This is a genomic window from Pseudomonas sp. BF-R-19 (assembly GCF_019956445.1).
Taxonomy (GTDB): domain Bacteria; phylum Pseudomonadota; class Gammaproteobacteria; order Pseudomonadales; family Pseudomonadaceae; genus Aquipseudomonas; species Aquipseudomonas fluorescens_BH.
Genome location: NZ_JAHBDN010000070.1, coordinates 44,678 through 57,423, shown reverse-complemented (window position 1 = coordinate 57,423; position 12,746 = coordinate 44,678). Strand labels below are relative to the sequence as shown.

Here is a 12,746-nt window from a genome sequence, read left to right as displayed (position 1 = left end):
AATATTTCCCCTGTGGGAGCGAGCTTGCTCGCGATGGACGTCAACGATAACGCGCGGTGCCTGAATGACCGCGTTGTCTGGACGTTTTTCGCGAGCAGGCTCGCTCCCACAAGGGTTCTCGCCTCCCCGGACGATCACGGTGGGTCGAGGTTATCCAACACCCGATTCACCGCCATTTCCCCCAGCATGATCGACTGCTGAATACCCAGCAGGGCATTGCTTTGCGCTCCGTTCAGACTCCTCGCGAAGTCGCTCGCCATGGCATTGGCTGATGCCAGTGACACACATGCGTACTCCAGCAGAGTGTGGTTGTCGACTTCAGGAGCGACGAGGAAGATTTTGCCGGGTTGGCGTGAGGTATCCGGATCGGTGCCCGACCGGTTTTTTGCTTTATTGGTCATGATTCGGTGTCCATAAAAGTGAAGCCAACACCGAGTCGCTACTAAACAAAAGGGTGGCAGCTGTACGCAGGTTAGTAGACCGGGGACACGAAACCGGCGCGCCCGAGGGCGCCCTGCGCATAGCTGCCATCAAGTGCAGGTATAGAAAATACCTGACTGTCAGAAGTGCAAATGCGCATCGTGTAAACACGGGCTACTAAACCCGATCACTGACAATCAGTGACGCGGATCAAGTTAGCGATGGCCCTCAAAGCGCACAAGCCGGCGGATTCTGGAGTAGTTGCAGGCAACGTCGCAAGGCGCTGTAGCCTTTACGAAGGATTTCGGAAATGTCCCACGGCGGGTGGTAAAGCGTCCGGCAGGACTGGTGTTTCTTGCCCATACAGATGGTCTTTTTGGTGTTCTCTCGGACGCCATCGCGAGCAAGCTCGCTCCCACAGGGTTTCCCGGCGCTTCCAAAATCGTGTTCACACCGCTGAAACCTGTGGGAGCGAGCTTGCTCGCGATTGACTGCGCAGCAGTCACGCCTCTAACGGCTCGACCTTCCTCGTCAACAACTCCACAAACGCCCGCGCCATCGCCGACTTCTGATCCTTGCGCTGCACCAGCCACACCGCCGACACCGCCGCCGGATCGAGCAAAGGCCGATAGACCACGCCATCAATACGCATCCGCTGATAAGACGCCGGCATCACCGACACACCCAGCCCCGCTGCGACCAGGCCGATGATGGTCATCGCCTCGCCAGCCTCTTGTGCAAAATGCGGAGTGAATCCGGCATCCCGGGCCAGGCTGAGCAACTGCGCATACAAGCCACTGCCGTAGCTGCGCGGAAAAAACACAAAGGGCTCAAGCGCCAGGGCTGACAGGAACAATCCCTCCTCGCTGCCCTCTACCAACGGGTGCTTTGAGCTGAGCACCGCAACCAGCGGCTCGCGCATCAACTCGACCACACTGAGGCAGTCCGGCAGCCCGAGCGGGCGCATGATGCCGACTTCAATCGACTCGTCCACCAGCGCATCGGCCACTTGGGTGCTGCTCATCTCCCGCAGGTTCAGATGCACCGCCGGGAAGCGCTGGCGGAAAGAGAAAATCGCCTGGGGGATGGTCGAGTTGAAGGGTGCCGACGAGGTGAAGCCGATTTTCAGCTCACCCAACTCACCCAGTTGCGCCCGTCGCGCGACATCTGCCGCCTTGTCGACCTGCGCCAGCACCAGCCGCGCCTCTTGCAGAAACAGCCGACCGGCCTCGCTCAGCTCGACCCGACGATTGGTACGCTCGAACAGCCGTGCGCCGACTTCCTGTTCCAGCGCCTGAATTTGCTGGCTCAGCGGTGGCTGGGAGATGCCCAGCACCTGTGCGGCGCGGCCGAAGTGCAGTTCTTCGGCGACGGCGATGAAGTAGCGCAGATGACGCAATTCCATGGAAACCCCATTAGGTCGTAAAAGCTATCAAACAGGTCGAACAATATATTGGATTGAATCATTAGCCAGCTATATGCTTTTTTCATTGCCTGACCGGCTGCGCCCTCCGAGGTCCCACGTGAAAACTGCTGTCGCCCCACTCGCCCATGAAGTTCCTCCCGCAGCACCGGACGCTATCGCCGCTGAGCTGGCGGAAATCTACATCGAAAAAGGCACCCCGGCGTTCATGCGCACGGTGTTGGCGTTGTTCTGTGGCGGCTTCGCGACTTTCGCCCTGCTCTACTGCGTGCAGCCGATGATGCCGCTGCTGTCCCACGAGTATTCCATCAACGCGGCGCAGAGCAGCCTGATCCTGTCTATCGCCACCGGCATGCTTGCCATCGGCCTGCTGATCACTGGTCCGATTTCCGACCGCATCGGGCGTAAACCGGTGATGGTGGCCGCACTGTTCGCCGCTGCGCTGTGCACCATGGCCAGTGCGATGATGCCGAGCTGGCACGGTGTGCTGCTGATGCGTGCGCTGATTGGGTTGTCGTTGAGCGGTCTGGCGGCGGTCGCCATGACCTACCTGAGCGAAGAGATCCACCCACAGCACATCGGCCTCGCCATGGGTTTGTACATCGGTGGCAACGCGATTGGCGGGATGAGCGGACGCTTGATCACCGGGGTATTGATCGACTTCGTCAGCTGGCACACAGCGATGCTGGTGATCGGTGGCCTGGCGCTGATTGCCGCGGCGGTGTTCTGGAAAATCCTCCCCGAATCGCGCAACTTCCGCGCCCGCTCGCTGCACCCGCGCAGCCTGCTCGACGGTTTCACCATGCACTTTCGCGACGCCGGCCTGCCGCTGCTGTTTCTTGAAGCCTTTGTGTTGATGGGCGCGTTCGTCACGCTGTTCAACTACATCGGCTATCGCCTGCTGGCCGCGCCGTACCACATGGAACAGGCCTTCGTCGGGTTGCTGTCGGTGGTGTACCTGTCGGGCATCTACAGCTCAGCGAAAATCGGCTCGCTGGCCGACAAACTCGGTCGCCGCAAAGTGCTCTGGAGCACCATCGCGCTGATGATCGGTGGCCTGGCCCTGACGATGTTCACGCCATTGCCGCTGGTAATCATCGGCATGCTGATCTTTACCTTCGGCTTCTTTGGCGCCCACTCGGTGGCCAGCAGCTGGATCGGCCGCCGCGCCACCAGGGCCAAGGGGCAAGCATCGTCCTTGTATCTGTTCAGCTACTACGCCGGGGGAAGCATCGCCGGTACGGCGGGTGGCGTGTTCTGGCACCTGGGCGGCTGGAACGGCATCGGGTTGTTCATCGGCACGCTGCTGGTGATTGCCCTGCTGGTCGCGTTGAAGCTGGCGAAGTTGCCGTTGTTGCCACAGCACACCTCGGCTACTTGAGTACCAGCCGCGCCTCCAGGGCATCGTCACGCTTCTCCAGCGTCAGGGTTTGCAGCACGACTCCATCGCGCTCCATGCCATCGAGCCACTGCATCAACGGCTGCGCATTGCCATTGAGGGTCAGGCGCAGCAGATCGCTGTCGCTCTCCATCTGACGGATTTCCAGCCCCGCCGCCGCGGCGCTTTCGCTGATGCGCAGCGATAGCGGTTTTTCGCTGTCGACGGGGACATGGCTGCGCGGTAACGCCCGCTGCAGTTGCGCGGCCAGCCCCGCCTGCTGTTGATACTGTCGCTCGAAAGTTTCCAGCCGCTGCCGGGTTGGTTGCCAGATCAGGCTGAAAGCCACAACCGCCAACAAAAAAGCCCCCAACACCTGCAACAGCCGTTGTTCGCGCACGGAAATGCGCCGCCATGCCTGCTTCATGCCTCGTCCTCCACGGTGAGGGTGGCGTGCACCCGGTCAGCGGCTTTGTTCGCGCTATCGAGCCGGACGGGCATGCCTTGTTGTCGCCCGCGTTCCCGCAACTGCTCCAGTTCGGTAAAGCCGCTGGCGGTCAGCTGGATTTTCCAGCCTTCGCCTGCTCGAAACTCGATGCGCTGGACCTCGACCGGACTGGCACCGATCACCTGCTCAATCAACTGGAGCAGCCCTGCAATGCGGGTGTTTTGCGAATCCACAGGCTGGCTTTGCAGGGCCTTGAGTTGTGCTGCCATATCGACGATGCGGCTTTGCTCCGGATAAAGCGCCTTGAATCGCTGTTCATTTTGGGCGGCCAGGCGACGGGCTTCGCTGTCGAGGAAGCGGATCCGCGTCTCGCTGGCACCCCAGGTCAACAGTGTCAGCATCAACAGCGCCCACCCGCCGGCACGCCATGGCAGACGCTTGCCCGGTGGGGCGAATGCGCCTTGCAGCAGGTTGATGGCCCGGGTCGGGCGCTGGGTCAGGCATTGGTCGATGACGGCGGGGACCTCACGCTCATCCAGCCATTGCATGTCCTTGGGCAATAACGGAGTGAGCAGCGCCAAGTCGTCTTGCGACAATGCCAGGCGCGCCGACAGACCTCCACCCAACAACCAGCGACCGAACCACCATGTGCCGCACGGCTGATCGCCGGACAACACATCGGCATCGACGAACACCCCGCGCACCTCGATACCCGCCTCGCGCAGCAAGTCGAGCACGGCGGCCAACCGTTCGCGGCCAATGACCATGACCGGGTAGCAGCCGTCACGATCACGAGCGCCAACGCTCAGATGCACAACTTCCAGCGCTTCACTCAGTTGATCTTCCACGGCGTAGGCCATGGCCTGGGCTTCGGGCCTGCGTCGCGACGGCCATGGCTCGCTGCGAACCCAACTGCACATTTCCATGGGCAGTAGCACATCGACCGCCTGCCCCTGCAATGCCGAGGCCGCCTGATTCAGTGGCATCGGCTGGCGTTGACCGGTTTGTGACCACAGGACGCAGGGCCAGAGGCTGGATGGCGCGTCGTGCCCCTCGGCGGTCAGGTAAAACCAAGTGTTCATCGCGGTCTCTCGTGGCTACTCATGGGAAGAAAACGTCGTTGCAGCACCGTCAGCTGTCGAGTCTTGGGGTCGTGCCCGACATCCGTGGCCAGATGCAGTTCGCGCCCGCCCCGGGTCACCTGCACCCTTATCCGATACCAGCGGCTTTGGATGCCAAGTCCGTGATTGCTCAGGCCCTGCCCGGAGAGCAACGGGTCCTGCGTAAACGCCTGGACGCTCGCCCAGGGTGTCGTTGCTACCTGACGCGCCAGCGCATCGGCGGTCGCGGCGTCCACCTCGCCGAGCGTTCTCAACAGCAGCGCCGGTGCGGTGTTGATGTTCAAGGCGGCGTCGGTGGGCAACAGCGCCACCCAGGGTTCCAGCCGCTGCAGCAGGCGAGCGTCAATGCCAGGCAGCAAGCGCAGCTGGCTCAGTTCCTCCAGCGGCCCGACCTGGCTCAGTTGCAGAGGAGGCAGTTCGAGCAGCTCGAGCAGGCGCGCCCAACGGTTGAGGGTGACCTGGTTCACCTGCCCCTGGCGTAACAACGCATTGAGATTGAAGCGCCCGGCAAGGTCATGGATATCGATTCGGATCTGCGCATCTTCAACCTCGAAACCCGGTGCCATGGCCGTCCAGCCTTGAATCCGCTCGACGGGTTTTTTCGCGTCCTGCAACGCATCGCGCAACAGCAACAACGCCCAGGTTTCCCCGCCCAATGCGAGTTGCCGCAGCTGTATCTGCTGCAACTGTTGCCCACTGCTTTGCAGCGCAAGGTGATGGCTGCGCAACACGCCACCAATGATCAGCAGTGCCAGGCTCATGACCAGCAATACACTGATCAACGCAATGCCGCGTTGCCGCCCGTTCACGGCAATGCACCCGGCATCGGCAACACCCGACGAATCGATTCGAAGCGCCCGACCGACACTTGCACTTCCAGCGCCATGGGCGCCTTCGCGTCCTTCCCGGCCGGCCAATGAGCAACCCAGCCGGACTGACTGTCGAACAGACGCCAGCGCAACTCACGAATATCTTCGAGCAGTTTTTGCCGCTGCACGAACTCCGTACCTTCACCCTGGCTTTCGCGCCACAGCACGCCGCCATCGAGTCGATAGGTCAGCGCCTGACGCTCACTGCGCGGTTGGTCCAGAGGATTGCGCCAGTGACTGCGCTGGAACTGCAAAAGCGCCGGTGCGAGCACCATCGGCTGTGCGGTGACGTGCAGCAGATCCCGCTCGATCACCGCCATCGCTCGTTGCAGGCTCCTGAGTGCTCGCTCGTGGGCTGTCGTGCCCTGTTGCACTCGCAGCACGCTATCGAACAAGCCCCAACTGGCCAGCCCCAGCACGGCGAAGATGGCCATGGCGATGACCAGCTCCAGCAAGGTGAACCCGCGCTGCTTATTCATGAACCGCGAGTATCCAGCCGCTGGCACGATGCAAGGCGTGCGCACTGTTCGCCGGGCTGACCTGAATGTCGACCTGGAGCAAACGCGGATCGCCGGTGGCGCTGATGCGCTGTTGCAGCACCCAGTCGCGCTGATCCATAGACACGACCTGTTGTTGCTGACCGGCCGCCAGGCCGGATTGCAGGCGTAGCTCGCTCAACCGGTTGTCCGCCAGCCACGCCGCAAACAGTCGCTCCTCAACCGCGCCGCGCTGCTTCACCGCGTATTGACTGGCCGACAGCACGGCTGCCGCCAGTGTCGCGAAGACCGCCAGGGCCACCATGATTTCCAGCAGCGTGAAGCCATCCATGGACGACAAGGATGGCCGGCTAGTCATCGATCGCCACCTCGCCGATGCCATCGCCGGACAGGCTCAGCCAGGTCCTGTTGCTGGACTCGAATGTCAGCGTGAAGGCACTGGTTTCATCGTTGCTGAGCAACAGCAACTGCGGCGGTCCTTCATCAGCGTCCAGCTCTACCCCATAGCCGTCCTGCTGCAAACGTACTCGCACGCTCAAAGGCCAGGCAGTCAGCTCCTCCACCGGCTCCCACCCGCCATCACTCCGGCGCATCACCCGATGGCCATCAGTACCCAGCCGCAAGCCATACTCCTGCCCCTCGAACACCGCACGCTCACGCAATTGATGAATCACCTGCACCATCGCCTCGGCTTCCTGCCTGACCTCGCGCGCGGGACTGCCCCCACCGACAAAGCTCACCATGCCCAGCAAGACGCCAACCACGACAATCACGATCATCAGCTCCAATAACGTAAACCCCCGACAGCGGTAGCCCACGGATCAATTGCCCCAATTGCCGATTTCGGCTGCAAACCCTTCGCCGCCCGAAACGCCATCAGCGCCCAGGGAAAAAAGGTCGTAAGTGCCATCTGCCGATCGCACACCCGGATTGAGGTACTGGTAAGGCGTACTCCACGGGTCGACCGGCATGCTCTTGAGGTAACCCTGAGGGTTCCAGCCCCGTGCCGCGGGCAGTCCGGAGGGACGTTTGACCAACGCTTCCAGGCCTTGCTGGGTCGAAGGGTAATGAGCGTTATCGAGGCGATACATTTCCAGGGCGGTGGCGATGGCCTGGATATCGATTCTGGCGGCGGTAACCTTGGCTTGATCAGGGCGGCTCATGAACTGTGGCACCACGATAGCCCCCAGCACGCCGATGATGACCACCACCACCATGATTTCGATCAGGGTAAAACCACGTTGCGCGCGGGAAAGGTTTTTACGGACAGGTTGCATGGATCAATTCACCAATTGGTTGAGGCTGAGAATCGGCAGCAGGATGGCCATGACGATCAGCAGCACGACGCCGCCCATCAGCACCAGCATTGCCGGCTCGAAGAGGCTCACCACCAGCGCAATGCGCGCGGCGAGGCTGTTTTCCTGTTGTTCGGCGGCCCGGGCCAGCATGCGGTCGAGTTCGCCGGCACGTTCGCCGCTGGCGATCATGTGCAGCATCATCGGCGGGATGTCCCCGCTCAGTTCAAGGCCACGGGTCAGCGTTCCGCCTTCGCGGACGGAGCGGGCGACATCGACCATCCGCGCGCGGATGGTCAGGTTGCCGATGACCGCGGCGGCAATCTCCAGTGCGTCCACCAACGGCACGGCACTTTTGCCGAGGATTGCCAGGGTGCTGGCAAACCGCGCGGCTTCCATGGCACGCAGCACTTCACCAATGACTGGTGCATTCAGCACCCAACGATGCCAGCGCAGGCGCCACTGCGGCTGCTGCCAGCTCCAGCGCCACAGGCCGAACAGCGTCGCCAGCACGCTCATCAACAACAGGAAATGGTTGCGCAGGCCGTTGCTCACACCGATCAGCGCCTGGGTCAGCCAGGGCAACGGCTGGCCGCTGTCGACGAAGATCTTCACCACATCCGGCACCACATAACCGAGCAGAAAACCGACGATTGCCAGGCTGGCCAACATCAGGATCAACGGGTACACCAGGGCCATCTGGATCTTTTGCCGCGAGGCCTGGCGGGCCTGGGTGTAGGCCGCCAGTTGCTCCAGCACATGGCCCAGATGCCCCGAGCGTTCTCCAGCGGCAACGGTGGCGCGGAACAACTCGGGGAAAGCCCTGGGAAATTGCCCCAGTGCCGAGGCCAGGGCGTGGCCTTCCATCACCCGGCTCCTGACCGCCGAGAGCAAGCCCGCCACCTTGCGCTTTGAGCTCTGCTTCGCCACCGCATCAAGCGCTTCTTCCAGGGGCAGTCCGGCCTGAACCAGCGTTGACAATTGCAACGTCAACAGCGCCAGATCAGCTGCGCTCAGGCTTCTTCCGCGAGGTTGCCTGCCTGTGCCACTGCCGATCCGGACTTCGGTCAACACACGTGGCCACAAGCCGCGCTCACGCAACAACTGTCGCGCATGGCGGGGTCCATCGGCCTCCAGTCGTCCCCTGCAGGATCGTCCCTGGGCGTCGTGGGCGCGGTAGTCGAAGGTCGGCACCGGTCAGTTCTCCTGCGTCACACGCAGCAACTCATCGAGGCTGGTCAATCCTTCCAGCACCCGCTGGCGCCCGTCCTGGAACAGGCTGCGCGAGACCTTGCGCGTTTCGTCGACGAGGATTTGCTCGCGGGCGCCCTGATGGATCAGCGCCGAGACGGTGGGTGTCACGCTGATCAGTTCGTAAATGCCGATGCGTCCGCGATAGCCGTGCTGGCACTGTTCACAGCCCGAGGCCTTGAACAGGGTGTGCGGCGTGCTCGTGTCGAGCCCCAGGCGCTGGCAGGCCGCCGCGTCGGCGATGTACGAAACCTTGCAATGAGGGCACAAGGTGCGCAGCAGGCGCTGGGCCAGAATACCCACCAGCGAGGACGCCAGCAGGTAGGCATCGACACCCATGTCCACAAGCCGCGTGACTGCGCCGGCCGCGCTGTTGGTGTGCAGGGTCGAGAGCACCAGATGCCCGGTCAAGGACGCCTGGACAGCGATCTCAGCGGTTTCGCGGTCACGGATTTCGCCAACCATCACCACATCCGGGTCCTGGCGCAAAATCGCCCGCAGGCCCCGGGCGAAGGTCATGTCGACCTTCGGATTGACCGGCATCTGGCCGACACCCGGCAGGTGATATTCGATCGGGTCTTCGACCGTGAGAATATTGCGGGTCTGGTCATTCAGGCTGCTCAGCGCGGCGTACAGGCTGGTGGTCTTGCCGGAACCGGTCGGCCCGGTCACCAGCAAAATGCCGTGGGGTTTGCCCAACAACTGGCGCAGGACCGCGAGGGTATCGTCCGGCATGCCCAGCCGATGCAGGTCCAGGCGCCCGGCCTGCTTGTCGAGCAGACGCAGCACCACCCGTTCGCCATGGGCCGAAGGCAGCGTCGAGACCCGCACATCGACTTCATGCCCGGCCAGGCGCAAGGCCATTCGCCCATCCTGGGGCACGCGCTTTTCCGCAATGTCCAGGCGCGCCATGACCTTGATCCGCGACACCAGCAGCGTCGCCAGTTCGCGCTTGGGCCTGAGCATCTCACGCAGTTGGCCATCCACCCGCATGCGCACCGACAGATAATGCTCGAAGGTTTCCAGGTGCACATCCGAGGCATGCTCACGCACCGCTTCACCGAGCAGCGCGTTGATCAGGCGAATGATCGGTGCGTCGCCCTGTTGCTCCAGCAGGTCGGCGGTTTGCGGGACCTGATCGACCAGGCTGAGCAAGTCCAGTTCTTCGTCCAGCCCCTGGGCAACTTGCTCCACCGCACTGTGCCCCTCGCGATAGGCCGCCGCCAGGCGCGAGGCGTACTCATCGGCCCCGACGATTTGAAACGGCAATGCCCGCCCGCACACCCGGCGCGCTTCCGCCAATGCGGTGAGCGGCGCATCACTGCGCAGGGCAAGACGCAGATCGTCGCCGTCATGCTCCAGCAACACGCCAAAACGCCGGGCGAAGCCGAAGGGCAATTGCTCGCAGAGTTCGCTCATGGATTCACTGCGCCTTGCCGCGCAAATCGAACACTGGCGCGTCGCTGGCCGGTTCGAACAACCCGCGCGCCTCGGACGGCAGCAACAACGAGTTGTTTTCCCCCGCCCCTGATTTGCTCAAGTCACGCAGCGCGTTGTAACGCTGCTGGCTGACCTGGGACAGGTCTTCCTTGCTGCGCACGATGGTCGGGCGCAAGAACACCATCAGGTTGCTTTTGGTCTGGGTGTCGCGGCTCCAGCGGAACAACGCGCCGAGGTAGGGAATGTCACGCAGCAGCGGCACGCCGCTTTTCTGGGTGCGCACGCTGTCCCTGATCAGGCCGCCGATCACGATGATTTCGCCATCGTCGGCGAGGATGGTGCTCTTGAGCGCCCGCTTGTTGGTGATCAGGTCCGAGGAATCGATGCCCGACACCGACGGTGCGATGTCCGACACTTCCTGCTCGACCTCCAGGCGTAACGTCGAGCCTTCGTTGATGTAAGGCTTGATCTTCAGGCTGATGCCGACGTCCTTGCGCTCGACGGTGGTGAACGGATTCTCCGCGCCGTTGCTGTTGGTGGCGTAGGAACCGGTCTTGAACGGCACGTTCTGGCCGACGATGATCTCGGCTTCCTGATTGTCCAGGGTCAACAGGCTTGGCGTGGACAGCAGGTTGCTGTGGGTGTTGCTGGCCAGCGCCGAAACCAGCGCACCGAAGCGGTCGCTGCCCAGTTGCAGGATCGCCCCTTCAGGCGCCGATCTTTTCTCGTCGAACTTCAGCCCGCCGACGATCGGAATGTCGGTGCCGGGAAAGTTGATGAAGCCCTTGGCGTCACCCGTGTTGAGGTTCCACTGCACGCCGACGGCCTCGGCGATGTCGCCGGAAATCTCGACGATGGCGGCATGGATCAATACCTGGGCCCGTGGCTGGTCCAGCTGACGCACGATGTTTTCGATGGTCCGCACCTGCGCCGGCTCGGCGATCAGCACCAGCGCGTTCTGGCTTTCGTCGGCCTTGATCATGAAGGTTGCAGCGCCAGACGTGTCCTTGGCGCTGCCGATGGCGGATGTCTGCTTTCTGCCCTGCCCCATCGACTCCAGGATCTCGGCCAACTGCTTGGCATCGCTGTGACGCAGGCGAATCACCCGTGCATTGTCGAGGGTCGTGGTGGCCGGCGTATCCAGACCTCGGGCCAGTTCGATCAAGCGCTGGCGAACGACCGGCGGGCCGATGAAAATCAGGCGATTGGTCCTGGTGTCGGCCAGTACCTGTATCGCTGACTCGGCATTGCGCTTGCCCATGGAGGCCTCGATCACCGGCGCGACATCGCCCGCCTGGGCATGCTTGAGCTGAACCACCGCGTGCAGGTTGTTCTGCCCGGAGTCCAGCTCGCGGATCACCCGGGCAATGCGCTTCACATTGGCAGCCGTATCGGTCAGCACCAACGCATTGGCCGACACCGAAGGGCCGACATAACCATTGGCAGACACCAACGGTCGCACCAGCCCGGCGATATCGGAGGCACTGCTGGTGTTCAAGCCGATGACCTCGGTCACGAACTGCGACGCCGTAGTGGTTTTCACCGTGCCCTGGCCGGCCCGGGTCTTGGCCTCGGCAACCGGGGTGATGAGAATCCGGTCGCCCTCATCGATCACCGTGAAGTTGTGGGCGTCGAGCACCGAATAGAACAACCGACGCACCCCTTCACGATCGAGGGCCTGCCGGGACATGACGGTGATACGACCGGAGACTTTGGGGTCCAGCACCACGGTGGTTCCCAGAATGCCGGAGATCTCTTCGACGATGTCGCGCAGCTCAGCGTTGTTCATCGCCAGCTGCCATTTTTCTTCCTCGGCCTGAAGCGCGCCGTGGGAAAGCGTTACCACCATGGCGACGAAAAAAATCACCGGTCGCAGTGCTTGTGCACCGAGAAAGCTATTCATGAACTTGATCACTCTGTCGACCCGGCAAACGGGCTAAAAAAACGCGGAGAACCGCTGGGCACTTGGGGCTTGCCGTGAGGGTCGAGCCGTTGCAGAAAACCCGTGACGGGAGGCTGCAGCGTCAACAGTTCTTCCCGGCCCTTGCTCCACAACACCGCATGATCGGCCTCGATGCGACGCAAGACGCTTCCCCCCGGCAAGCGCTCGCCGACCTGGTAGATGCGCGCGCCTTGCGAGTCCGCCAGCAGCACCCGGGACAAACCGTGGGTGACGACGAAGCTTGCCTGCAAGGTCAGCGGTTCCGCGCTTGGCAGCAATTCGGCACCCGTCGTCAGACCGAGCACCGTTGCAACCGCCGTTGCGTCGAGCGCTTGACGGGGTGCGGGAGCGGTTCGCGATGTTTCGACCGGAGTTGGCAACACCAACTGTTCGCGATAGCGCCACTCCTGCCAGCCCAGGAATGCCCCATAGACCAGCGGCACAACCAGCAGGCTCGCCTTGCTCAGAAGCAAGGCCAGCCCAGTCAAACGTTCGCGCGAAAACCTCACCATGGGCTCACTCAAGTCGCTCGGACACAGGCTTGCCGCACAGCCGCAAAGACATCCGTCGCAGCACCCGGTGGTTGCAGGCCTCATACAGGATGACGGCGCCGATGTGGGCGGCCACTTCCGCAGACAACCAATGCAGCAACACGCGCCGTC

The 12,746-nt window shown here is 62.5% G+C and carries 14 protein-coding genes; 1 reads left to right on the top strand and 13 read right to left on the bottom strand.

Annotated features, from left to right (window positions below; all coding sequences use genetic code 11):
• Positions 1-134 precede the first annotated feature (134 nt).
• The gene (locus KGB28_RS20215; RefSeq protein WP_223447453.1) at positions 135-401 is read right to left on the bottom strand and encodes a DUF6124 family protein; all 267 of its coding nucleotides are present in this window, start codon (positions 399-401) and stop codon (positions 135-137) included.
• 521 nt (positions 402-922) lie between these two features.
• Positions 923-1,825, bottom strand: coding sequence for a LysR family transcriptional regulator (locus tag KGB28_RS20210; RefSeq protein ID WP_223447451.1), 903 nt, complete (start codon positions 1,823-1,825; stop codon positions 923-925).
• A gap of 118 nt (positions 1,826-1,943) precedes the next feature.
• Here KGB28_RS20210 and KGB28_RS20205 point away from each other — a divergent pair, with 118 nt between their 5' ends.
• Positions 1,944-3,224 (top strand): MFS transporter, encoded by a 1,281-nt coding sequence (locus tag KGB28_RS20205; RefSeq protein WP_223447449.1) that lies wholly within the window; start codon positions 1,944-1,946, stop codon positions 3,222-3,224.
• Here the strand turns inward: KGB28_RS20205 and gspM are convergent.
• The 11 genes from gspM to KGB28_RS20150 are packed head-to-tail and all read right to left on the bottom strand — an operon-like array spanning position 3,217 to position 12,596.
• The gene (gspM, locus tag KGB28_RS20200; RefSeq protein ID WP_223447447.1) at positions 3,217-3,648 is read right to left on the bottom strand and encodes a type II secretion system protein GspM; all 432 of its coding nucleotides are present in this window, start codon (positions 3,646-3,648) and stop codon (positions 3,217-3,219) included. The genes KGB28_RS20205 and gspM overlap by 8 nt on opposite strands.
• Positions 3,645-4,751 (bottom strand): type II secretion system protein GspL, encoded by a 1,107-nt coding sequence (gene gspL / locus KGB28_RS20195; protein ID WP_223447445.1) that lies wholly within the window; start codon positions 4,749-4,751, stop codon positions 3,645-3,647. The genes gspM and gspL overlap by 4 nt, the downstream gene beginning before the upstream one ends.
• Positions 4,748-5,599 carry a general secretion pathway protein GspK gene (locus KGB28_RS20190; RefSeq protein WP_223447443.1) on the bottom strand — a complete coding sequence of 284 codons (852 nt, stop codon included), beginning with the start codon at positions 5,597-5,599 and terminating at the stop codon, positions 4,748-4,750. Before KGB28_RS20190 ends, gspL begins: the two co-directional genes overlap by 4 nt.
• Positions 5,596-6,138 carry a type II secretion system protein GspJ gene (locus KGB28_RS20185; protein ID WP_223447441.1) on the bottom strand — a complete coding sequence of 181 codons (543 nt, stop codon included), beginning with the start codon at positions 6,136-6,138 and terminating at the stop codon, positions 5,596-5,598. The genes KGB28_RS20190 and KGB28_RS20185 overlap by 4 nt, the downstream gene beginning before the upstream one ends.
• A complete protein-coding gene (gspI, locus tag KGB28_RS20180) occupies positions 6,131-6,514 on the bottom strand; it encodes a type II secretion system minor pseudopilin GspI (RefSeq protein WP_223447439.1) in 384 nt (127 codons plus the stop codon). Before gspI ends, KGB28_RS20185 begins: the two co-directional genes overlap by 8 nt.
• Positions 6,507-6,974 carry a type II secretion system minor pseudopilin GspH gene (gene gspH / locus KGB28_RS20175; RefSeq protein WP_223447437.1) on the bottom strand — a complete coding sequence of 156 codons (468 nt, stop codon included), beginning with the start codon at positions 6,972-6,974 and terminating at the stop codon, positions 6,507-6,509. The genes gspI and gspH overlap by 8 nt, the downstream gene beginning before the upstream one ends.
• A 3-nt stretch (positions 6,975-6,977) precedes the next feature.
• Complete coding sequence (gene gspG, locus KGB28_RS20170) at positions 6,978-7,433, bottom strand: type II secretion system major pseudopilin GspG (RefSeq protein ID WP_223447435.1); 456 nt, start codon at positions 7,431-7,433, stop codon at positions 6,978-6,980.
• 3 nt (positions 7,434-7,436) lie between these two features.
• On the bottom strand, positions 7,437-8,645 hold the full coding sequence (gene gspF / locus KGB28_RS20165; protein WP_223447433.1) for a type II secretion system inner membrane protein GspF: 1,209 nt from the start codon (positions 8,643-8,645) through the stop codon (positions 7,437-7,439).
• A gap of 3 nt (positions 8,646-8,648) precedes the next feature.
• Positions 8,649-10,121, bottom strand: coding sequence for a type II secretion system ATPase GspE (gene gspE / locus KGB28_RS20160; protein ID WP_223447431.1), 1,473 nt, complete (start codon positions 10,119-10,121; stop codon positions 8,649-8,651).
• 4 nt (positions 10,122-10,125) lie between these two features.
• Complete coding sequence (gspD, locus tag KGB28_RS20155; protein ID WP_223447430.1) at positions 10,126-12,045, bottom strand: type II secretion system secretin GspD; 1,920 nt, start codon at positions 12,043-12,045, stop codon at positions 10,126-10,128.
• Positions 12,046-12,053: 8 nt separating this feature from the next.
• On the bottom strand, positions 12,054-12,596 hold the full coding sequence (locus tag KGB28_RS20150) for a hypothetical protein (protein ID WP_223447428.1): 543 nt from the start codon (positions 12,594-12,596) through the stop codon (positions 12,054-12,056).
• Between the last annotated feature and the right edge of the window lie 150 nt (positions 12,597-12,746).

What these genes read in the sequence shown, in the direction of transcription:
- KGB28_RS20215 (WP_223447453.1), bottom strand. Translation starts at nt 401, where the DNA reads ATGACCAATAAAGCAAAAAACCGGTCGGGCACCGATCCGGATACCTCA.
- KGB28_RS20210 (WP_223447451.1), bottom strand. Translation starts at nt 1,825, where the DNA reads ATGGAATTGCGTCATCTGCGCTACTTCATCGCCGTCGCCGAAGAACTG.
- gspM (WP_223447447.1), bottom strand. Translation starts at nt 3,648, where the DNA reads ATGAAGCAGGCATGGCGGCGCATTTCCGTGCGCGAACAACGGCTGTTG.
- gspL (WP_223447445.1), bottom strand. Translation starts at nt 4,751, where the DNA reads ATGAACACTTGGTTTTACCTGACCGCCGAGGGGCACGACGCGCCATCC.
- KGB28_RS20185 (WP_223447441.1), bottom strand. Translation starts at nt 6,138, where the DNA reads ATGAATAAGCAGCGCGGGTTCACCTTGCTGGAGCTGGTCATCGCCATG.
- gspI (WP_223447439.1), bottom strand. Translation starts at nt 6,514, where the DNA reads ATGACTAGCCGGCCATCCTTGTCGTCCATGGATGGCTTCACGCTGCTG.
- gspG (WP_223447435.1), bottom strand. Translation starts at nt 7,433, where the DNA reads ATGCAACCTGTCCGTAAAAACCTTTCCCGCGCGCAACGTGGTTTTACC.
- gspE (WP_223447431.1), bottom strand. Translation starts at nt 10,121, where the DNA reads ATGAGCGAACTCTGCGAGCAATTGCCCTTCGGCTTCGCCCGGCGTTTT.
- gspD (WP_223447430.1), bottom strand. Translation starts at nt 12,045, where the DNA reads ATGAATAGCTTTCTCGGTGCACAAGCACTGCGACCGGTGATTTTTTTC.
- KGB28_RS20150 (WP_223447428.1), bottom strand. Translation starts at nt 12,596, where the DNA reads ATGGTGAGGTTTTCGCGCGAACGTTTGACTGGGCTGGCCTTGCTTCTG.